Origin of the sequence: Arthrobacter horti (assembly GCF_030731045.1) — a bacterium.
Classification (GTDB): Bacteria; Actinomycetota; Actinomycetes; order Actinomycetales; family Micrococcaceae; genus Arthrobacter_E; species Arthrobacter_E nanjingensis.
The window spans coordinates 260626-280994 of record NZ_JAVALS010000003.1 but is presented as its reverse complement, the minus strand read 5'-3'; the positions used below and the strand labels follow the sequence as shown (position 1 = coordinate 280994).

Annotated in this window: 18 protein-coding genes; 8 read left to right on the top strand and 10 right to left on the bottom strand. The window is 69.5% G+C overall.

The window, feature by feature from the left end; genetic code table 11:
* Window positions 1-93: 93 nt before the first annotated feature.
* Window positions 94-792: a DUF4190 domain-containing protein gene (locus Q9R02_RS07395; RefSeq protein WP_305996013.1), complete on the bottom strand. Its 699-nt coding sequence runs from the start codon at window positions 790-792 to the stop codon at window positions 94-96.
* A 136-nt stretch (window positions 793-928) separates the two neighbouring features.
* Here Q9R02_RS07395 and pgm point away from each other — a divergent pair, with 136 nt between their 5' ends.
* From pgm to Q9R02_RS07380, 3 genes are all read left to right on the top strand, one after another.
* Window positions 929-2581, top strand: a complete 1653-nt coding sequence (gene pgm, locus Q9R02_RS07390) for a phosphoglucomutase (alpha-D-glucose-1,6-bisphosphate-dependent) (protein WP_305996012.1) — start codon at window positions 929-931, stop codon at window positions 2579-2581.
* Between the two features lie 271 nt (window positions 2582-2852).
* Entirely contained in the window at window positions 2853-3326 is a 474-nt protein-coding gene (locus Q9R02_RS07385; RefSeq protein WP_305996011.1) for a MarR family winged helix-turn-helix transcriptional regulator, read from the top strand.
* Window positions 3323-4597 carry an MFS transporter gene (locus Q9R02_RS07380; RefSeq protein ID WP_305996010.1) on the top strand — a complete coding sequence of 425 codons (1275 nt, stop codon included), beginning with the start codon at window positions 3323-3325 and terminating at the stop codon, window positions 4595-4597. Before Q9R02_RS07385 ends, Q9R02_RS07380 begins: the two co-directional genes overlap by 4 nt.
* A gap of 154 nt (window positions 4598-4751) precedes the next feature.
* On the opposite strand, the gene Q9R02_RS07375 is transcribed toward Q9R02_RS07380, so the two are convergent.
* Window positions 4752-5357 (bottom strand): malonic semialdehyde reductase, encoded by a 606-nt coding sequence (locus Q9R02_RS07375; RefSeq protein ID WP_305996009.1) that lies wholly within the window; start codon window positions 5355-5357, stop codon window positions 4752-4754.
* Between the two features lie 169 nt (window positions 5358-5526).
* On the opposite strand from Q9R02_RS07375, the gene Q9R02_RS07370 reads away from it, so the two are divergent.
* From Q9R02_RS07370 to Q9R02_RS07360, 3 genes are all read left to right on the top strand, one after another.
* On the top strand, window positions 5527-6810 hold the full coding sequence (locus Q9R02_RS07370) for a uracil-xanthine permease family protein (protein WP_305996008.1): 1284 nt from the start codon (window positions 5527-5529) through the stop codon (window positions 6808-6810).
* Between the two features lie 8 nt (window positions 6811-6818).
* Window positions 6819-7625, top strand: coding sequence for a metallophosphoesterase (locus Q9R02_RS07365; protein WP_305996007.1), 807 nt, complete (start codon window positions 6819-6821; stop codon window positions 7623-7625).
* 82 nt (window positions 7626-7707) lie between these two features.
* On the top strand, window positions 7708-8088 hold the full coding sequence (locus tag Q9R02_RS07360) for a hypothetical protein (RefSeq protein ID WP_305996006.1): 381 nt from the start codon (window positions 7708-7710) through the stop codon (window positions 8086-8088).
* Between the two features lie 110 nt (window positions 8089-8198).
* Here Q9R02_RS07360 and Q9R02_RS07355 read toward each other — a convergent pair whose 3' ends face one another.
* From Q9R02_RS07355 to kynU, 8 genes are all read right to left on the bottom strand, one after another.
* The gene (locus Q9R02_RS07355; RefSeq protein ID WP_305996005.1) at window positions 8199-8879 is read right to left on the bottom strand and encodes a GntR family transcriptional regulator; all 681 of its coding nucleotides are present in this window, start codon (window positions 8877-8879) and stop codon (window positions 8199-8201) included.
* Between the two features lie 208 nt (window positions 8880-9087).
* Complete coding sequence (locus Q9R02_RS07350) at window positions 9088-10698, bottom strand: 5-oxoprolinase subunit B/C family protein (protein WP_305996004.1); 1611 nt, start codon at window positions 10696-10698, stop codon at window positions 9088-9090.
* 1 nt (window position 10699) lies between these two features.
* Window positions 10700-11455, bottom strand: a complete 756-nt coding sequence (locus Q9R02_RS07345) for a LamB/YcsF family protein (protein ID WP_305996003.1) — start codon at window positions 11453-11455, stop codon at window positions 10700-10702.
* On the bottom strand, window positions 11452-12489 hold the full coding sequence (locus Q9R02_RS07340) for a DUF2891 family protein (RefSeq protein WP_305996002.1): 1038 nt from the start codon (window positions 12487-12489) through the stop codon (window positions 11452-11454). Before Q9R02_RS07340 ends, Q9R02_RS07345 begins: the two co-directional genes overlap by 4 nt.
* Before the next feature lie 13 nt (window positions 12490-12502).
* Entirely contained in the window at window positions 12503-13471 is a 969-nt protein-coding gene (locus Q9R02_RS07335) for a DUF979 domain-containing protein (RefSeq protein ID WP_305996001.1), read from the bottom strand.
* Complete coding sequence (locus Q9R02_RS07330) at window positions 13468-14181, bottom strand: DUF969 domain-containing protein (protein ID WP_305996000.1); 714 nt, start codon at window positions 14179-14181, stop codon at window positions 13468-13470. Before Q9R02_RS07330 ends, Q9R02_RS07335 begins: the two co-directional genes overlap by 4 nt.
* Window positions 14182-14444: 263 nt before the next feature.
* A complete protein-coding gene (locus Q9R02_RS07325; RefSeq protein WP_305995999.1) occupies window positions 14445-17501 on the bottom strand; it encodes an alpha-mannosidase in 3057 nt (1018 codons plus the stop codon).
* A gap of 243 nt (window positions 17502-17744) precedes the next feature.
* Window positions 17745-19016 (bottom strand): kynureninase, encoded by a 1272-nt coding sequence (gene kynU / locus Q9R02_RS07320; protein ID WP_305995998.1) that lies wholly within the window; start codon window positions 19014-19016, stop codon window positions 17745-17747.
* Between the two features lie 170 nt (window positions 19017-19186).
* Between kynU and Q9R02_RS07315 the strand changes: the two genes are divergently transcribed.
* Window positions 19187-19657, top strand: a complete 471-nt coding sequence (locus Q9R02_RS07315; RefSeq protein ID WP_305995997.1) for an Lrp/AsnC family transcriptional regulator — start codon at window positions 19187-19189, stop codon at window positions 19655-19657.
* A 28-nt stretch (window positions 19658-19685) separates the two neighbouring features.
* A complete protein-coding gene (locus tag Q9R02_RS07310) occupies window positions 19686-20366 on the top strand; it encodes a cyclase family protein (RefSeq protein ID WP_305995996.1) in 681 nt (226 codons plus the stop codon).
* Window positions 20367-20369 lie beyond the last annotated feature (3 nt).

Below are 20369 nucleotides of genomic sequence, written 5' to 3'. Positions count from 1 at the left end.
CTCCGGTGCCGCGATGATGCGGTGAGGTGAAAGCGCGACGGCGGATCCCCGCCGTCGCGCTTTCACGTCAGTGGGTGCCGTTGCACCCGCCGCTCAGCTGTATCTGCTGCTCATGGCTAGGAGGAACAGCCAGTACACGATCGTCAGGCCCACCATGATGTAGCCCGTGATCAGGCCCGCGATCGCCATTCCCCGGCCGGCCGGTTCCTTCTTCAGACCGATGTGCCCGAACACCACCGCGAGGACCTGGGGGAAGAAGAGCGTCCCGAAGCTCACGGCGCCCACGATGCCCAGGATCATGGCGGTGACGCTCAGGCCGGTGGGCCGCGGCGGTGCATAGGGCACGTAGTAGGGCTGGCCGTACGGACCGGCCGGCGGCATGCCCGGACCCGGACGGCCCTGCTGCGGGTACTGCCCGGGGAGCGGCTGGCCCCCGTAGGGCTGCTGACCATACTGCGGCTGGTTGAGCTGAGCTTGATTGAACTGTGGCTGCCCGAATTGTGGCTGCCCATAGGGCGGGAACGGCTGCGGAGCCCCCGGGTAGGTGGCCGACGCCGGTCCCGGCGGGACCGGAGGCACGGGCCTGCCGCGATGCGGATGAGGCGCCGCATGTGGCTGCCCGTAGTACGGCTGCTGCGGAGGAGCCTGCTGAGGGTACGACGGCGCGGGGTACTGAGGTTTCGGATACTGCGGCGCGTCATAGCGGGGCGCCTGGCTTCCCGGCTGCCCGCCGTCCTGCGCCCCGCCCTGGTCCGGCCGGCCGTCACCGTTTTCCGGTGTCTGCGTGCTCATGGTCCCCCCTCGAATGTTCAGTGACACCAGGCTACCGGCGCCGTGTGACAAAAGCTCCGACCGCCTGCGACGTCACAGCTGCGTAACCACACGGAATGTCATAGAACACGGTCGGCTTCTCTGGCATGCTGGCCCCATGGCTAACCGCGCGGGCACCGTGGCCCTTCCCGAAGACCTTGTCGATCTGACCGCCCTGCTGGACGCGTACTTCGAGGTGGTCCCGGACCCCTCCGACCCGGGGCAGCGAGTGGCTTTCGGGACCTCCGGACACCGGGGGTCCAGCCTCAAAGCGAGCTTCAATGAGCGGCACATCGCCGCCATCACCCAGGCAATCGTGGAATACCGCGCCGGGCAGGGCATCACCGGGCCCCTCTTCCTGGCCAAGGACACCCACGGCCTGAGCGAACCGGCCCAGAACACGGCACTGGAGGTCCTGGCCGCCAACGGCGTCACCGTCCTGCTGGACGCCCGGCATGGCTACACCCCCACCCCCGCGCTCAGCCACGCGATCCTGACGTACAACAATGCCGGCCACGCCGACCAGGCGGACGGCATCGTGGTCACCCCCAGCCACAACCCGCCCGCGGACGGCGGCTTCAAGTACAATCCGCCGCACGGCGGCCCCGCGGACACGGACGCCACCGGCTGGATCGCCAACCGCGCCAATGAGTATCTGGAGAACGGCCTGGCCGGGGTCCGCCGCATCCCGCTGGTGGACGCGCAGAAGGCTGAGAACGTCGGCACCTTCGACTACCTGAGCAGCTATGTGGACTCCCTGCCGTCCGTCCTGGACCTGGACGCCATCCGCGACGCCGGGGTGCGCATCGGTGCGGACCCCATGGGCGGCGCCAGCGTGGACTACTGGGGCGAGATCGCCGAACGCCACCACCTGGACCTCACGGTGGTGAACCCCACCGTGGACCCGCAGTGGGCGTTCATGACCCTGGACTGGGACGAGAAGATCCGCATGGACTGCTCCTCCCCCGCGGCCATGGCGTCGCTGATCGCCCGCATGAAGAACGACGGCGGCGCTGCGCCTTTCGACATCGCCACCGGCAATGACGCGGATGCGGACCGCCACGGCATCGTCACGGCGGACGGCGGGCTGATGAACCCGAACCACTACCTCGCCGTCGCAATCGACTACCTGTACCGCCACCGCAGCGGCTGGAACCCGGCGTCCGTGGTGGGCAAGACCCTGGTGTCCTCCTCCATCATCGACCGCGTGGCCGATGGTCTGGGCCGCAAGCTCGTGGAGGTCCCGGTGGGCTTCAAGTGGTTCGTCCCCGGGCTGCTCTCCGGCGAGGGCGCGTTCGGCGGCGAGGAGTCCGCGGGCGCGGCCTTCAACCGCAAGGACGGTTCCGTGTGGACCACGGACAAGGACGGCATCCTGCTGGCACTGCTGGCCTCGGAGATCACGGCTGTCACGGGCTCCACCCCGTCCCAGCTGTACCGCGGCCTGACCGATCAGTTCGGTGCTCCCGTGTACGCCCGGGTGGACGCGGCGGCCAACCGCGAACAGAAGGCCAAGCTGGGCAAGCTCTCCGCTTCCGACGTCTCCGCCACGGAACTGGCCGGGGAGACCATCACGGCCCGTCTGACCGAGGCTCCCGGCAACGGTGCGGCCATCGGCGGCCTCAAGGTGGTCACGGAGAACGCCTGGTTCGCCGCCCGCCCGTCCGGCACCGAGGACGTCTACAAGATCTATGCCGAGTCCTTCAAGGGTGCGGACCACCTCAAGCAGGTCCAGGCCGAAGCGAAGGCCCTGGTGGACTCCGTCATCGGCTGATCCACCCCGTATTCTCCCCAGGCCTCGCACCCGCCCGGCGCAGCAGCGCCGAAGAGGAGCACCCGCACCCCCTGCCGCCGCCCCGGATCCGTCCGGGGCAGCGGTGTTTAAGGCGAGCCCCCGCCGTCGTGCGCTCATCGATTGCTCCATAAGGTGCCAAAACCGCCAGATTTTCGCTGGTTCTGGCGTCCTATGGAGCGGTCGGTGAAGGCAGGTGACCCTGCACACCCTCCATTTACTTAACATGGCTAATTAGCTATGCTAAACATTGATGGATACCACCCCCGAGCTCCTGGAGCTGGCCGCCGAACTCCGCGTGGCCGTCATGCGCACCTCCCGCATCCTGCGGTCCGAGGCGAGCAGTGACGCGGTCACGCCCGGACAGAACACCGTCCTGGCCATCCTGAACAAGAACGGTCCTCAGACCATGGGACAGCTGGCCGAGGCCGAGCACGTCCAGGCGCCCAGCATGACCCGGACCGTTAACGCCCTGGCGGAGAAGGGCCTGGTCCGGCGTGACACCCGGCCGGAGGACGCCCGCAAAGTTCTCATCAGCATCACCCCCGACGGGGCCGAGGTCCTGGCGGAGTCCCGCCGCCTCCGGGCCGCCTGGCTCGCCGAGAGGATCGACGGCCTGGGCGAGACGGAGCGGCAGACCCTGCGCGACGCGGCCCGGCTCCTGGTGGACATGACCCGCACCGCCCCCGGCGGTTCCAAGCCAAGGAGGCGCACCCCCACCGTATGAGCAGCCGTATGTTCCAGTCCCTGAAGAACCCGAACTACCGCCTCTGGGCGGCCGGAGCCCTCGTGTCGAACATCGGCACCTGGATGCAGCGCGTGGCGCAGGACTGGCTGGTCCTGACGCAACTGACGGACCACGACGGCGCGGCGGTGGGCCTGACCACGGGCCTCCAGTTCCTGCCCATCCTCCTTCTGGGGCCCTATGCCGGGCTGCTCGGCGACCGGCTGGACAAGCGGAAGATCCTGCTCACCACGCAGGCGGCCATGGGCCTGCTGGCCCTCCTGCAGGCCGTGCTGGTGCTCACCGGAACCGCCCAGCTCTGGCAGATCTACATGATCGCCTTCGCGCTCGGCGTGGCCAGCGCCTTCGACGCCCCAGCCCGCCAGGCCTTCGTCTCCGAGATCGTGGGCCGGGACTCCGTGGCCAACGCCGTGGCCCTGAACAGCGCGTCCTTCAATCTGGCCCGCCTGGCCGGTCCTGGCGTGGCCGGCCTGCTGATCGGGCTCATCGGGACGGGCTGGGTGTTCGCGCTCAACGCCGTGAGCTTCGCAGCGGTGCTCGTCGGGCTCCTGCGAATGAACGTCGGCGCCCTGCAGCGGAGCACCCCGGTTCCCCGGTCCCGGGGCCAGCTCATGGACGGCGTCCGCTACGTGATGGGCCGTCCGCGAGCGCTCCTGATCATGGTCATGGCGGGCCTGATCGGCACCTTCACCATGAACTTCCAGCTCACCAACGCGGTCATGGCCGCCTCCGTGTTCCACGCCGGCCCGGACGCGTACGGCCTCCTGGGGTCCGTCATGGCCATCGGCACTCTGAGCGGCGCACTGCTCGCCGCACGCCGCCCCGCTCCTCGCATGCGGTACCTCGTGGTCGGAGCCCTGGGCCTGGGTGTCGCCACCTGCGTGGCAGCCTTCATGCCCGGCTACGTGCTCTACGCGGTGCTGCTGGTACTGGTGGGCCTGTGCGCCCTGACCTTCCTGAACAGCGCGAACACGCTCCTGCAGATGCGCACCGAGCCGGAGTACCGGGGACGCGTCCTGGCCCTCTACATGACGGTCATCCAGGGCGGAACGCCCCTCGGTGGGCCGCTGGTCGGCTGGATCTCGAACGAGTTCGGGCCCCGCTGGGCGGTGTTCGGTGGCGGCGCCGTCGCGCTGGTGGCCGGCATCGTCGGCCTGGCACTCGTGAGCCGCTGGGGCGAGGGGACGGTGCGCAAGCAAGTCCGCACCGTCTGGGCGCAGTGGCGGGAGGACCGCAGCCGCGTGAGCGCGTGAGGCGCCGCGCCGTCGTCGTCCACCGTCCCCGGCTGACTTTCCCCGCCCAAACGGACATTCCCCGGCGCTTGAGCGCCGGGGAATGTCCAAAGGCTCGGGGAAGACGAAGACCCCGGCTCCCAGAAGGGAGCCGGGGCCTTCGCCGCGACAGGGATCAGAGAACCGTGACGGCCTCGTCGAAACCGAACTTCGGCTTCGGGGCGCCCCAGGCGTCCTCGCCGGCCTGGCCGATGTTGACCACCAGGAAGCTCTTCTGGTCACCCTCCGGGAAGAAGGTGGAGTCGATGGCGGCGAAGTCGGCACCGGTCATCGGGCCGGCGGACAGGCCCAGGGCGCGGACAGCCAGGATGAAGTAGCCGGCCTGCAGGTGGGCGTTGTTGTTGGCGAAGGTGCTGCTCAGCTCCGCGTTGGAGGCGAACATGGCCTTCGGGGCGTCCCAGCCCGGGGAGAAGGACTCCCACTTGCCGTGCCACTCGGCGTCGTAGGACAGGACGGCGACGGCGGGGGCGGAGGCGGTCTTCGGCTGGTTGCCTGCCATCATGGCGTCGACGAGCTCGGCGCGCTTCTCCGGGGACTGCACGAAGGTCACGCGCAGCGGCTGGGCGTTGAAGGCGGACGGGCCGAACTTGGTCAGCTCCCAGATGGCCTTCAGCTGCTCCTCGGTCACCTCACCCTGGAAGGTGTTGGCCGTGCGGGCTTCGTGGAAGAGGGCGTCGACGGCGGCGGCGTCCAGGACTGCTTCTTCGTGCGCAATGCTCATGTGTATTTCCTTCGGGGAGTTCCGTGGGCTTCGATTGGTTTCAACTTCAAGTGATTGCCGGTTCTTCCCCGATTGAATGTGAAATGTGTCACGTCCTACGCGGCAGTCACAAGGATTCCGGCCCGTAAAATCAAGGGATCCCCTCTTTTTCTCCCCAGAAAGGCCTCGCGTGAGCCTGCTCGGAACCTCTTGGACGCTTCATGGTGACGGTAAGACCATCCGTCCCGGTGAAGTGGTCACCCCCAGTGAACGGCTCAGCTGGCCGAGGACCATCGGCATCGGCGCGCAGCACGTGGTGGCCATGTTCGGTGCCACATTCCTGCTGCCCATCCTGACGGGCATGCCGCCCGCCACCACCCTGCTCTTCTCCGGCGTCGGCACCCTGCTGTTCCTGGTCATCACGCGTGGCCGGGTGCCCAGCTACCTGGGTTCCAGCTTCTCCTTCCTGGCCCCAGTGCTGGCGGCCCAGCACCAGTTCGGTGTGGCCGGGGCCCTGGGCGGCGTGCTCATGGCCGGCGCCGGGCTCTTCGTGGTCGGTGTGGTGGTTCAGAAGGTCGGCACCGAGTGGGTGAACCGCATCATGCCGCCCATGGTCACGGGCGCCATCGTGGCTCTGATCGGCCTCAACCTGGCGCCGGTGGCCAAGACGGACTTCTTCAAGAGCCCCTTCACGGCATTCATCACCCTGCTGGCCACCATCCTGGTCACGGTGCTGTTCCGCGGCGTCCTGGGCCGCCTGAACATCCTCCTGGGCGTCCTGGTGGGCTATTTCGTGGCCATGGCCCGCGGTGAGGTGGACTTCACCGCCATCGACTCCGCCGCGTGGATCGGCCTGCCGCAGTTCCAGACCCCCACCTTCAACGTGGGCGTGATCGGCTTCTTCGTCCCCCTGGTCCTGGTGCTCGTGGCGGAGAACATCGGGCATGTGAAGAGCGTGGCCACCATGACCGGCGACAATCTGGACCCCTACGCGGGACGCGCGCTCATGGCGGACGGCCTCTCCACCATGCTGGCCGGCGCCGGCGGCGGTTCCGGCACCACCACCTACGCGGAGAACATCGGCGTCATGGCCGCCACCAAGGTCTACTCCACGGCGGCCTACTGGGTGGCCGGCATCGTGGCGATCCTGCTCAGCTTCTCCCCCAAGTTCGGAGCGCTCATCAACACGGTCCCGATCGGCGTACTGGGCGGCGTCGCCACTCTGCTGTACGGCATGATCGGGATCCTGGGCGTGAAGATCTGGGTCCAGAGCAAGATCAACTTCTCCAACCCGGTCAACCTGACCACCGCGGCCATAGCCCTGATCATCGGCATCGGCGACTACACGTGGAACCTAGGCGATCTGAGCTTCTCCGGCATCGCCCTCGGCTCCATCGCCTCGCTGGTGGTCTACCACGGCATGAAGGCCATCGCGAAGGTGCGCGGCACCGACGCGGACCCGGAGACCGAGTGAGTCTCCCCGTGCCTGACGCCGAAGCGCCGGCGCGTTCCGCCGTCGTCGGCGATGTGCACGGCGCGCTGCACCCGCTCATGGCCGCGCTGCGGCACGCGGGCCTCCTGGACGTCCACGGACACTGGGCCGGCGGCACCCGGACGCTGTGGTTCCTGGGTGACTACCTGGACCGCGGGCCGGACGGCGCGGGCGTGGTGCACCTGGTGCGGCACCTGCAGTCCGAGGCGGCCGACGACGGCGGCGCCGTCCACGCGCTGCTGGGGAACCACGAGGTTCTGGCGCTGGGCCGTCATCGCTTCGGGACGCGTCGGCTCGAGACCGCCGCGGGGCCACGCTCCTTCGAGGACTCCTGGCGGCGCAACGGCGGCCGGGACGGCGATCACCGCGAGCTGGACGAAGACGATTTCGCCTGGCTGGCCCGGCTGCCCGGCATGGCGCTGGCGCCGTCGACGGCGGGTCCGCAGCTGCTGCTGCACGCCGACACCACCGAGTACCGAGCCTTCGGCTCCACGGTGGAGGAGGTCAACGCGGGTCTGGCCGAGCGCCTGAGCTCGGACGACCCGTTACGGCACTGGGACGTGTGGGCCCGGCTGACCACGCGGCACGCCTTCCGCGGACGTTCCTCCGTGGCGGCCGGGTTCCTGCGGGAGTTCGGCGGCGTGCGCATGATCCACGGCCACAGCATCATCGGGGACGCCCTCGGCCACCCGGCGCCACTCACCGACGGCCCGGACGTATACGCGGAGGGCCTTGTGGTAGACATTGACGGAGGGCTCTACGACGGCGGCCCCTGCCTGGTCCTGCCGCTGCCCTGACCACCGCGAACGACCCGTTCACCGACCCACGTACCGAATGCGCCGATCCCTCCAGGACGGCGCCCAGAGGAGTATCACCCGCATGGCACGCACCGAACCCCCGGTCCTGCGCACTGCCCGCCAGTACTGGCTGGGCCTGTCTCTGGCCTTCGGCGTGTTCCTCGGCTTCTTCACCACGGTCCCGTCGCCGTGGCACCTGGTCAACGCCGGCGCGTTCCTGGTGTTCATCGTGGTGCATGCGGCCGTCTACGGCCAGGTGAAACCGGGACTCCAGGGCAAGCTCGCCATCAACTCGGCCAGTTTCGGCCTGCTCATCATGATCCTGATCGTGGCGGCATTCGTGTCCCGCGACTCGGCGTTCTCCCTGCCGTTGGGCATCGGCCTGGCCGTAGTGGGCGGGGCATCCATGTTCTGGGTCCTGGCCCGGCGCGGTCGGTTCTACCCGAAACAGCCGAAGGGCTGAAAGGACCCAGGCGTCCGCCGAACTCGCTATTCCCGGTGCGAACACGCTGCCGCTGACAGCGAGTTCTGACCCTCGGTGGCGTGCTCACGCTCCACCAGTCCCTGGGCAGCTCAGCCGCGGGCCTGCACCGCTTCCAGCAGCTGCTCCTCGGCACGGCCGAGATACTCACCCAGGTATTCCGCGGCGCGAGACCGGTCCCCGGATTCCAGGAGTGCCACGATCCGCTCATTGCCCTCCACGTACGGGGCGTGGAACCGCGGGTCCCAGCCCATGGCGGCGAACACCAGGCGCATCTCGGCCAGGACCTGCTCCATGAGCACGTCCAGCCGTTCGCTCCCGGAGGCGCTCACGATACTCCGGTGGAATTCCTGGTTCGCCCCGGCCATGCCCGGCACGTCCAGGGCGGTCACGGCGGCCCGGCCCCGTCGCACGATCGCCGCCAGCTCCGCCACATCCAGGCGCGTCGCCCAGAGCAGCGCGGCCGGCTCCACGAGTTTCCGGACCCGGTAGATCTCCCGGACGTCGTCCGCCGTCGGATGGGCCACGAACACGCCCCGGTTGGGGATCCTGGTGACCACCCGCTCGGCGTGGAGCGTGGCGAACGCCTCCCGCAGCGTGTTCCGTGAAACGCCCAGCGCCTCGCGGAACGGCTCCTCCGGGAGCTTGGTCCCCGGTGTCAGGCTGCCGTCGGCGATCCGCTGCCTCAGCACGGCCGCAACCCACTGCGCGGTCTCCGCATGTGCGGCCCGCGCCTCACGCCGCAGCCCTTCCAGGACCTCGTCAGAACTCACACGCCCACCTTATGTTCCAGGCCGGGGCATCCCGGCATCGCCGTCACGCTGCGACCCACCCCGCCGCTGCTGCGGGCCCGCCCCGAGACCCTGGTCCCCGGCTCGCCCTCCCGTGAAACAGTGGGTTTGCGCTGAGACAGTGGGTTTAAACCACTGTTTCAACGGAAACCCACTGTTTCACGGGAGGGGTGGCCTCGGAACGCGGCCCTCAGAGCTCACAGCCGCCATCCTCGGCCCGGACGAACCGCACCGCGCTCCCGGGCGGCAGCTGCGCCATCCGGTCCTGGTCCGCATCCAGGACCACACCGATCACCGGGTACCCGCCCGTCACCGGGTGGTCCGCCATGAACACCAGGGGCAGCCCGGACGCGGGCACCTGCACGGCGCCCCGCACGGTGCCCTCACTCTGCAGCTCACCGTCCACGGCCCGGGTCAATCCCCGTCGGCTCCCCGGCCTCGATCCGCTCCGCCCGGGACCCTCGCCGCCGTCGGCCCACTCACCGGCCAACCGGATCCCCACCCGGTTGGACTCGGCCGTCACCTTCCATTCCTGCGAGAAAAACGCCTCCACGGACTCGTCCGTGAACCACTCGGCCCGCGGGCCCGGCACCACGCGGAGCTCAGTCACCGCACCGGGCAAGGGTGCGGGCGCCTCGGGAGAACCCACCGCTCCGGAGATCGAATCGCACAGCACCCCGAGCCGCGTCCCGGCAGCCACCGGCGAAGGCCCCAGCCCGGACAGCACATCGCTCGCCGCGCTGCCCAGAACGGTCTCCGCCCGTACTCCGGCGCGCACGGCCACATAGCTGCGCAGACCGGCGTCGGCCATTCCGAGCTCCAGGGACTCCCCGGCCAGCAACGGGAACGGGCAGTCCATGGCCACGGAGGCCTCGGCGCCCTCGGCCGTGGTGATGGTGAGTGGCACCCGCGCGCCGGTCACCGCCAGGATCACATCTTCCGCGGCCCGCAGGCGAAGACCGCCGAGGAGGGTCTCCAGGCCCGGAGAGCCGGCCGGATTGCCCACCATGCGGTTGGCGCGTTTGAGGGCGCCGCGGTCCATCGCACCGGACTCGCTCACCCCGGAGGACGCATGCCCGGGGCGGCCCAGGTCCTGGATCAGGGTCTGCAGCCCGGGCGCCAGGACCTCCAGCGCGACAGGCCCGGAGTCCGCGCTGGTCACGGCGGACACCGCGGAAACCACCTCGCGCACGGCCGTGAACCGCACCCGGTCCCCGGCCTGGATGAGCGCGGGCTCCTCCCGCGACGGGTCCCACAGCGCGGCACCGGTCCGGCCGATCAGCTGCCAGCCGCCCGGAGAGTCATTCGGGTACACGGCCGAGTACTCGCCCGCCAGGGCCACGGATCCCGCCGGGACTCGGGTGCGCGGGGACGTCCGGCGCGGCACCGGCACGACGCCGGGCGCAGACAGATACGCGAAGCCTGGCGCGAAGCCGCCGAACGCCGCCGTCCACTCGGCCGCCGTATGCGCGGCCACCACGGCCTCCGCACTCACCCCGGTGAGCCGCGCGACGTCGGCCAGGTCCTCGCCGTCGTACACCACCTCCACGGTGACCAGCCGCCCGGCGGTCACCGGCGGCGCGGACAGGTCGACCGCGCGGATGCGTTCTGCAACGCCGGCGAGCGCGCGCGGCAGGCCGACGGTCACCAGCACGGTGCGGGCGGCGGCCACGACGTCGACGACGCCGGCCGGCGGCTCGGCGAGGAGCCCCGCCTGGAGTGCCAGCACGGCGTCCAGGCTGTCCAGTTCGGCGAGCACGGCACGGTCCCCCGCACGGCGCAGTCCCAGCAGTCGTCCCATGTCAGGCGAAACTCTGAACGGTGACGCCCTGTGCGGTCAGTTCACGGTGGATGTTCTCGGCCATGGCGACGGCTCCAGGGCTGTCGCCGTGCACGCAGATGCTCCCGGCGTTCACGGGCAGCACGGTGCCGTCCACGGCCCGGACGGCCCCGTCCACCAGGCGGAACACGTGTTCCAGGATCTGGTCCATGTCATGCAGGACGGCGCCCTGCTGGCTGCGCGGCACCAGCGTGCCGTCCGGCCGGTAGGCGCGGTCCGCGAAAGCCTCGGCCACGGTGCGCAGCCCGGCCTCGGCGGCCCGCCGCTCCACCACGGAACCCGGGAGGACCAGCATCGGCAGGGCGGAGTCCACGGCCCGAACGGCGTCCACCACGGCCTGCGCCTGCACCTCGTGGTGCACGATCGTGTTGTATAGCGCCCCGTGCGGCTTCACGTAACGGACAGTGGTGCCCTCGGCCCGGGCCAGGGCCTGCAGCGCACCGATCTGGTAGATCACATCATCCCGCAGTTCGCCCGGGTCCATGTCGATGAAACGGCGCCCGAAACCGGCCAGGTCCCGGTACCCGGGGTGCGCGCCCACGGTGGTCCCGGTCCGCACGGCGGCCCGGACGGTGGCGCGGATGCCCACCGGGTCGCCCGCATGGAAGCCGCACGCCACATTGGCGCTGGAGACGCTCGCCAGGATCGCGGCGTCGTCCCCGAAGCTCCAGTTGCCGAACGACTCCCCGACGTCGCTGTTCAGGTCGATGACGCTCAAGCCAGGGCCCCGATGGATTCGCGGGCGTCCCAGGCGAAGCTGGCCAGCCAGTGCGTGGACATGAAGTCGCCGCTGGCCAGGCCGTGCATGCCGGCGCGGAAGAGGGGCTCGACGGCGGCGCGCAGCACCGGGCGCAGGGCGTCCTCCGCGGGCAGTGCGGCGGCCACGCGGGCCAGCTGCCCGGCGCGGGTGAGGTTGAGGCCGTGGAGGTGGACCATGTAGCCGTCACTCTCGTCGGCCACGCCCACGACGGCGAGCATCCGGGACTCAGCGTGCAGCCGCGGGAGGAAACTGTGGAGCCACTGGGCGAACTCGCCGGAGGGCAGCAGCCGCTGCATGAGATCGGCCTCGCTCAGGCCGGCGGAGAGGAAGTCCTGGCCGCTGAGCTCCCACTCCGTGGCCCAGGCGCGGTCGTCCGCGAAGAAGCGCCGCCCGGCGTCGTCGCAGGCCAGCGCCGCTTCCTCGAGTCCCAGCGCGCGGAAGGCCGTGTGCAGATAGGACAGCCCGAAGGCCGAGTTGGTGTGCAGGCCGTGCCGCACGGGGTGCTCGGCGGTGGCGGTCCAGCGGATCAGGAGGGTGGCGACGGCGTCCACGCAGCCCTCCAGACGGCGGCCCCACTCGCGGAGCTGCGGGTCCCGGGCGGTGCTGCACGTGGCGGCCAGGCGGAGAAGCCAGGCCCAGCCGTACGGCCGCTCCCAGGACGGGTTGTCCAGGAGATAAGCGGCTTCCACGGCGAGGTTCTCTTCGGTCAGATTCGCCTCCAGCGCCGCGCGCAGCTGCTCCTGGACCCCCTCGGGGAGTTCGGCCTCACCGTTCGCAGCCGCTTCCACGACGCTCGCGCCCAGCCAGTGCATGTGGACGCAGGAGTGCCAGTCGAAGGAGGTGTGGAAGGCCGGGTGCAGCTCGGCCGGGGTGTGGAGGTCTTCGCGGGACCGTTCCACGTGGTGCGAGGCGTAGGGGTAGGCCCGGCCGAGGTTGTCCAGGACCACGGCGGCGCAGTGTGCGGCGGCGTCGGGGAAGAGCGTGTCCGTCATGAAGGGGCCTTTCTCAGAATGCCAGGAAGTACATGAGGCCGATGTTGACCACCAGCAGCGGGATGGCCGTGCCGACCTGCGCCGTGATGACACCGTAGCGGTTCTTCATCTCCAGCAGGGCGGACGGGACCAGGTTGAAGTTGGCGGCCATGGGGGTGCAGAGCGTGCCGCAGAAGCCGGCGAGCATGCCGATGGCGAACACGACGGCCGGGTTGCCGTGGAACTCCTGGATGAGCACCGGCCAGCCGATGGCCGCGGTCATGATGGGGAACGCCGCGAAGCCATTACCCATGAGCACGGTGAAGAGGAACAGGCCCACGCAGTAGACCGCGACGGCGGCGAGCAGGTTTCCATGCGGCAGGATGGCGCCGGTGATGGTCCCCACCGCCGTGCCCACGCCGGCCTGGGTGAACAGGATGCCGAGCGTGGAGAGCATCTGGGGCAGCAGGGCCGCCCAGCCGATGGACTCGAGGATGCGGCGGCTCTCCAGCACAGGTGCCAGCTTGTTCTTGGGCTTCAGGAGCAGGACGGCGATGACGACGGCCACGATCGCTGCGATCGCCAGCGCCACCAGGGTGGTGTTCTTGGGGTCCAGGACCGGCGTGGCGCCGATCTTCAGGTACGGCGCCGCAAGGACGAGGATGACGGTCACCAGGGGCAGCGCCAGGGCCGGGATGAACAGCTTGTTGCCGAAGCGCTTGGCGGAGGCGATGCGCTCCTGTTCGGTGGAGGACTTGGCCTTGCCGTCGGACAGCTGACCGGTGGCGGCCAGGGCCACGAGCACCAGGACGGCGATGCCCAGGACCCAGGCCGGGGCCTGCTTGCTCTGGACCCAGGTGCCGTAGAAGAAGCAGAGGCCCAGCAGGCCCCAGAAGGCTGAGCTGCCGATCCGGTGCCGGTGGTTGGCGTCCCCGGCGATGAGGGACGCCCAGAGGATGAAGAGGGCTCCGATGAACCAGTAGACGGCTTCGACATTGATCACTGGGCGCTCCCTGCGTCGGCGGTGGCGGCGTGTCCGGTCAGCTGGGCGTATTCCTTGTCCAGCTGCTTGTCCAGGCGGAGCAGGCGGAAGCCGTGGATGAGGAAGGCCGCGATGGCGGTGGGGATGGCCCAGAGCGCCACCTGGAGCGGCTCGAGCTGGAGGTGGTAGGTGGTGTCCACGAAGGTGGTGATGAGGACCACCGAGCCGACGGCCACGAAGACGTCCTCGCCGAAGAACACGCCCACGTTGTCCGCGGCGGCGGAGTGTCCCTTGATGCGCTCCTTGATGTGTTCCGGCACGTGCCCGTAGCGGCGCATGGCGGCACCCTCGGCCATGGGGAAGACCAGGGGGCGGACGGCCTGGGCGTGGCCGCCGATGCCGGTCAGGCCGACCGCGGCGGTGAGCTGGCGGATGGCCAGGTACGCCAGGAGTACGCGGCCCGCGGTGAGCTTTGCGAGCTTGCTGATGAGGTTCTTGGCCTGTTCCTGCAGGCCGAAGTACTCGATGATGCCGATGACCGGCAGGACCACCACGAAGATGGTGACCGAGCGGCTGCTGGCGAATCCAGAGCCGAAGGCGTCCAGGATCTGGAGCGGGTTCATCCCGCCCAGCAGCGCGGTCACGATCCCCGAGACGGTGACGACGATGAGTGGGTTCAGGCGGACGGCGAAGCCGATGATCACCAGCAGAACCCCGATGAGAACTAGCATGTGAGTCCATTCCGGGCGGGACCGTGCGGTCCAGAGGAGCTGATCGTGGCGGCCCTCACGAGGCCGCGTGACTCACATCATAGAAGATTGTTCAACAATCGAGCAAGGCTTTGTTGAACAATCCTGGGGGTGGCGGTAGTTCACCCACATACGCCGAAACAGTGGGTTTCCGTTGAAACAGTGGGTTTAAACCACTGTTTCAACGGAAACCCACTGTTTCGGCTGGGGTGGATGGCGTGGCGAGGGAGTGTGGGTGGCAGGACCTACACCCTGCTGAAGCGGAACGTCCGCACGGAGAACGGCGTCAGGGAGAGCGCGACGCCGGCGCCCGGATTTGTCTGTCCACTCGGCTCAGCGCCGCCATCGGGAGCGGTGAGGACGGGCGCATCCACCAACTCGTCCTCAATCAGGCTCACCTCGCGTCCACTCCCGAAGGCCGGGTCCACGTGCAGCACGGCGGCGGCGCGGCGGCCCTGCGGCTCATAGACTCGGACCACCAGGTCGCCGGAGCGGTCGTGGGCCAGCTTCACGGAGGACACCAGCACGCCTTCACCCTCGATACGGACCAGCGGCTCCACGGACGCGGCGCCGGAACGCGTGCGGACCGGGCTGTTGAGGTGGATGCCTTCCTGCGTCGCGATGAGGGCGTCCGCACCGATCACCAGGCCGTACGAGTGCTTGTGCGGGCCCTGATCCGTCTCCGGGTCCGGGAAGCGCGGCGCCCGCAGGAGGGACAGTCGCAGCGTGGTGGTCACGCCGGCGTCGTCGTCAGCGTCGCGCGTCATGTCGAAGCCATAGCTGGACTCGGTCACCAGCGCCGCGCCGAAGCCGGGCTCCTCCGCCAGCACGTACCGGTGCATGGAGGTCTCGAACTTCGCCGCCTCCCAGCTGGTGTTGGTGTGCGTGACGCGCTTGTTGAAGCCGAACTGGGTCTCCGCCGCGGTGTGCTCGGCCCGGACGTCCAGCGGGAAGGCGACCTTGAGGAACTTCTCCGTCTCGTGCCAGTCCGTCTCCTGGTCGATCCGCAGCGTCCGGGACCCTGCCGCCAGGCGCAGCACCTGCCGTACGGTGGAGCCGGAGAAGGTGCGCTCCAGGACCACCCGCGCCTCGCCGTCGCTCTCCTCCACGGTCAGAGAGGAGAGCTCGCGCAGATCGGTGACCCGGTTGCGGTAGTAGCGGTCCACATCCCAGGCATCCCACATGTTCGGGAAGTCCTGGTGCAGCTGCAGCACGTTCGCCTCGGCGCCCGCGGGGATCGCGTCGCGGCCGCTCGCCAGATCGACGGCGGAGACGATGTGCCCCTCAGCGTTCAGGACGATCTCCACCACGCCGTTGAGGAGTACGACGCCGCGCGCCTCCTCCGTGACGGACGCCGGCTCCGCGTCGCTCACCACAGCCGAGGCACCCAGTGCAGCGACGCCGTCGCGCATGAACGGGGCGGCGTTGAACGTGAGCGGCAGCCCGCCGTCGCCCGCGAGCGCATCGAGGGCAGCATCAATGAGCGCTTCCGCCTGGGAGATGAGGCGGCGATACGTCTCCACGGCCTCGCGGTGCACCCAGGCGATGGAGGTGCCGGGCAGGATGTCGTGGAACTGGTGCAGCAGGAGGTCTTCCCAGAGGGCGTCGAGCTGCTCGTGCGGATAGGCGAACCCGGTGCGTGCCGCTGCGGTGGCGCTCCACAGCTCGGCCTCCACCAGGAGGTGCTCCAGGCGGCGGTTGCCCTGCTTGGTGCGGTGCTGGCTGGTGAGCGTGGCCCGATGGAGCTCCAGGTACAGCTCCCCCACCCAGACCGGCGGCTTGGGCAATTCGGCCCGGGCCGCGGCGAAGAAGTCGTCCGGGTTCTCCCAGCGGACCGTGGCGCTGCCCTCCAGATCGGCCAGGCGGCGCGCCTTGCCGGTCATCTCACGCGTGGTGCCACCGCCGCCGTCGCCCCATCCGACGGGTGCGATGGAGCCGGAGGCCACCCGGGACTCCCGGAACTGGCGGCTCGCCTTGGCCATCTCCTCGCCGGACAGCTGCGCGTTGTAGGTGTCCATGGGCGGGAAGTGGCTGAAGATGCGGGAGCCGTCGATGCCTTCCCAGTTGAAGGTGTGGTGCGGGAACTTGTTGACCTGGTTCCAGGAGATCTTCTGCGTGAAGAACCACTCGAAGCCGGCGCGGCGCATGAGCTGCGGCAGGGCCGGGGAGTAGCCGAAGCTGTCCGGCAGCCACACGCCCTGGCACGCGGCGCCGAACTCCTCGCGGAAGAAGGACTGGCCGTAGAGGAACTGCCGGGACAGGGCCTCGCCGCTGGGCATCACGGTGTCCGACTCCACCCACATGCCGCCCAGCGGCACGAAACGGCCGTCCGCGACAGCGTCCTTCACCTTGGCGTACACCTCGGGGCGGTGGACCTTGAGCCACTTGTACTGCTGTGCACTGGACATGCCATAGCGGAAGTCCGGCTCCTGGCCGATCAGCTCAGTCATGGACGAGCAGGTGCGGGCCACCTTGCGGATGGTTTCCCGCAGCGGCCAGAGCCAGGCGGAGTCGATGTGGGCATGGCCGATCGCGGAGACGCGGTGGGCGCTGGCCTCGGCTGGGCGCTCCAGGAGAGGGGCCAGGACGGCGCGGGCGTCCGCGGCGGTGGCGGAGATGCGCTGCAGGTCCACGCGGTCCAGGGCGTCGTCCAGGCCCTGGAGGATCCGCATGCGGCGCGGCGAGGACTCCGGCAGCTCGGCCTGGAGCTCGAAGAGGACCTCCAGGTCCAGGCAGAGTTCGTGAACCTCGGCGTCGAAGAGCGCCAGGTCCATCCGGCGCGTGGTGTAGAGCTTCTTCGGGGAGGAGGTGCGGATGTCGCCCTCCTGGGTGGGCAGGAACGGGTGGTAGTCCAGGAGGACCGGGTTGGACGCCGCCTCCATGAAGTACTCCACCCCCTCACCGCCCTGGGCCTGATCCGCCACCAGGAGCCACTGATTGCGCGGGTTGATGGACTTCACGGGCTCGCCCTGGGGCGTGTAGACCAGCCCTTCGCACTGGAAGCCGGTCATGTTGGTGTCGAAGCCCAGGTCAACCAGGAGTTCCACGCGGCGCCCGGCCCAGGACTCCGGAATCTGGCCACGCAGGCGGAACCAGGTGGTCCCCCAGGCGGCGCCCCACACGGTGCCCACCCGGTACGGCGTGTACTCCAGGGCCAGGCCCTCCGCGGGCGGGACCGGCTCGCCGGGAAGCTCGTTCCAGGCCACGTCCAGGGGCACACTGTCCGGGTACACGGCCGGCCAGAGGCGTTCGATCAGGACGCGCCTGACCCGTCCGGTGGTCAGGTTGATGTCGTCGTGCATGGAAGTGCTCTAACCCCATATCCGGTGCGTTGAAATGTCCGGTCCCCACGGGAACGGCCGCACCGGCGGTGAAGGGAACCGTGCCGTTCGTGAGCGGCCTCACTCCACGCTATCCAATTTGGCAAAAGAGTGCACGAAACAGGTGGGATGACCTGAGTATCCACGGTTGAGTGCTCAGTCGTGGCGACTTCGCCGGCCACGAACCCACCACGACTGAGCACTCAACGCAAAGGAGAGCACGGCTCAGGTGACCGCTTCGCGCGTCTGGTAGGCGGGCGCCCGCCACAGCTCGTCGTCGAGCACGCGGCGCAGGGTCTCCACGGCGTCCCAGATGTCGGCGTATCCGAGGTACAGCGGCGTGACGCCGAAGCGCAGCACCTCCGGCTCGCGGTAGTCGCCGATCACGCCCTGGTCGATGAGCGCCTTCATGACCGCGTAGCCCTCGGGGTGGCGGAAGGAGACGTGGCTGCCCCGCAGCCGCTCCTCGCGCGGCGTGATCAGCGTGAGCGGGTGGCCGGGCAGGCGCTCTTCCACCAGCCGGATGAACAGGCCCGTGAGCTCCAGGGACTTGGCCCGCAGCGCGTCCTGATCCACGCTCAGGGCCAGGTCCACTCCCACCTCCATGGTGGCCATGGACAGGATGGGCTGCGTGCCGACCAGGAATTTCCGCGCATCGGCCGCGGGCGCGTAGCCGGGTGCCATGTCGAAGGGCTTCGCGTGGCTCCACCAGCCGCTCAGCGGGGAGACAGCACGCCCCAGGTGCCGGGAGGAGGCCCAGATGAAAGCCGGGGAGCCCGGGCCGCCGTTGAGGTACTTGTACGTGCAGCCCACGGCGAAGTCCGCGCCGTCGCCGGCCAGACTGATCGGCACGGCACCCGCGGAATGGCAGAGGTCCCACACGGCGAGCGCCCCGGCGTCGTGGATCCGGCGCGTGGTCTCCACCATGTCCCACAGCGCACCCGTGCGGTAGTTGACCTGGGTCAGGAGGACGACGGCGACGTCGGCGCCCAGCGCACCGTCCAGCTCGCCCGGGGCGTCGATGAGCCGCAGTTCGTGCCCGGCGCCCAGCAGCTCGATGAGCCCCTCCGTGATGTACAGATCCGTGGGGAAGTTCTCCCGTTCGGAGACGATCACCGTCCGTTCCGGGGCGTCCTCCGCTTGGATCCTCAGGGCCGCGGCCAGCGCCTTGAAGAGGTTGACCGAGGTGGTGTCCGTGGCCACGCAGCCGCCATCCCCGCCGCCCAGCAGCCGGTTGAGCTTCTCCCCGATCCGGACGGGCAGCTCGAACCAGTGGTTCTTGTTCCAGCTGCCGATCAGGTCGCGGCCCCACTCCTCCGCCAGAACGGTGCCGCCCCGCTCCACGGCGGCCCGCGGCAGAGCGCCCAGGGAGTTGCCGTCCAGGTAGATGACGCCCTCCGGCAAGGCGAACTCGGAGCGGTACCCGGCCAGTGGATCCTGCGCGTCGGCCTGTTCGCAGGCGGCGCGGGTGAGCGGCTCGGTGGAGGCGATGGTCATGTCGGTTTCTCCTCGACGACGGTGGGGCGGATCTGCCGGACGGGATTCGCCGGGGGTTCCTCAAGTTTCGCAAGGTTCCCCACGGCACGACTAGATTTCCGGCAAAGATTCACCCAGAGTGGGACAGGACGACAAAATGCCGGACCACGCACCGTCAGGAGGGATTTTTCATGAATCAGATTCAGCTCACGGAGATTGACCGGAAGATCCTTCAGGAACTCGCCCGCGACGGCCGCCTCTCCAACAAGGACCTCGCCGAACGCGTGGGGCTGCCGCGGTCCACCTGCCACGGGCGTGTGCGGGCCCTGGAGGAGTCCAGAGCCATCCGCGGCTATCGGGCGGACATCGATCCGGAAGCCGCCGGCGCGAGTGTCGAAGCGATGATCTTCGTCGGCGTCCACAGCCACGTTCGGAACAGGCTTCCGCAGATCGCCGCCCGTCTGAAGTCCGCACCGGGCGTCCAGCATGTGTTCGTGATCGGCGGGGACCACGACTTCGTCCTGCACGTGGCCTGCCGCAGCGTCCCGGCCTTGCGGGATTTCATCAGCCAGAACCTCGGCTCGGACCCGGACCTGGGGCCCACCCGGACCCAGATCATCTTCGAACACCACGCGGGGTCCTTCCCCGTTCCCGCGCCCTGACCCGCCACTCCACCAGGAATCGAGACCCATGCGCATCATCGACCTCAGCCCGCCCATCGGCCCCGGCACCCCCGGCTGGCCCGGCGACCAGCCCTTCGACGCCCGTCTCCGCTGGGGCATCGCCGACGGCGAGTCCGTCAACGTGCAGACCGTCACCACCTCCGCCCATCTGGGCTCCCACATCGACGCCCCGTTCCACGTGGATCCGGACGGCGCCGGCATCGAGGGCGTCCCCCTGGACGCCTGCGTGGGCGACTGCCTGGTGCTGGACGTGCACGGCCTCCTGTCTCAGGACGGCACGACGGCGGGGTTCGCACCGGCCGCTGAAGTGCGGGAACGCATCGGGTCACTGCTGTCCGTGGCCGGAGACGCGGCCGGGAGGGCGCCGGTGGAGCGCCTGCTTCTGCGTCACCGCTCGGCACCGCCGGCGCAGTGGGATCCGGGGATGCCGGGGCTGGACCCGGAACTGGTGGAGTGGTTCGGGGCGCAGGGAGGCAGGCTCCTGGGCATCGACCTGGACTCCTTCGACCCCACGGACAGCAAGGACCTCCCGGCCCATCATGCGGCGCTGAAGCACGGCGTGGTCATCCTCGAAGGCCTGGACCTGGGACCCGCCCCGGAGGGCGTGTCCGGGCTGATCGCCCTGCCCGTGCCGTGGGTGGGCGCGGACGCGGCCCCGGTCCGGGCGGTGCTGCGGGTTCAGGACTGAGGC

Excerpts from the sequence above, each read along its gene's own strand:
- Q9R02_RS07385 (WP_305996011.1), top strand. The coding sequence starts at position 2,853 with ATGGATACCACCCCCGAGCTCCTGGAGCTGGCCGCCGAACTCCGCGTG.
- Q9R02_RS07325 (WP_305995999.1), bottom strand. The coding sequence starts at position 17,501 with ATGCACGACGACATCAACCTGACCACCGGACGGGTCAGGCGCGTCCTG.
- pgm (WP_305996012.1), top strand. The coding sequence starts at position 929 with ATGGCTAACCGCGCGGGCACCGTGGCCCTTCCCGAAGACCTTGTCGAT.
- Q9R02_RS07315 (WP_305995997.1), top strand. The coding sequence starts at position 19,187 with ATGAATCAGATTCAGCTCACGGAGATTGACCGGAAGATCCTTCAGGAA.
- Q9R02_RS07340 (WP_305996002.1), bottom strand. The coding sequence starts at position 12,489 with ATGACGGACACGCTCTTCCCCGACGCCGCCGCACACTGCGCCGCCGTG.
- kynU (WP_305995998.1), bottom strand. The coding sequence starts at position 19,016 with ATGACCATCGCCTCCACCGAGCCGCTCACCCGCGCCGCCTGCGAACAG.
- Q9R02_RS07375 (WP_305996009.1), bottom strand. The coding sequence starts at position 5,357 with ATGAGCATTGCGCACGAAGAAGCAGTCCTGGACGCCGCCGCCGTCGAC.
- Q9R02_RS07310 (WP_305995996.1), top strand. The coding sequence starts at position 19,686 with ATGCGCATCATCGACCTCAGCCCGCCCATCGGCCCCGGCACCCCCGGC.
- Q9R02_RS07330 (WP_305996000.1), bottom strand. The coding sequence starts at position 14,181 with ATGCTAGTTCTCATCGGGGTTCTGCTGGTGATCATCGGCTTCGCCGTC.
- Q9R02_RS07350 (WP_305996004.1), bottom strand. The coding sequence starts at position 10,698 with ATGGGACGACTGCTGGGACTGCGCCGTGCGGGGGACCGTGCCGTGCTC.
- Q9R02_RS07360 (WP_305996006.1), top strand. The coding sequence starts at position 7,708 with ATGGCACGCACCGAACCCCCGGTCCTGCGCACTGCCCGCCAGTACTGG.
- Q9R02_RS07395 (WP_305996013.1), bottom strand. The coding sequence starts at position 792 with ATGAGCACGCAGACACCGGAAAACGGTGACGGCCGGCCGGACCAGGGC.
- Q9R02_RS07380 (WP_305996010.1), top strand. The coding sequence starts at position 3,323 with ATGAGCAGCCGTATGTTCCAGTCCCTGAAGAACCCGAACTACCGCCTC.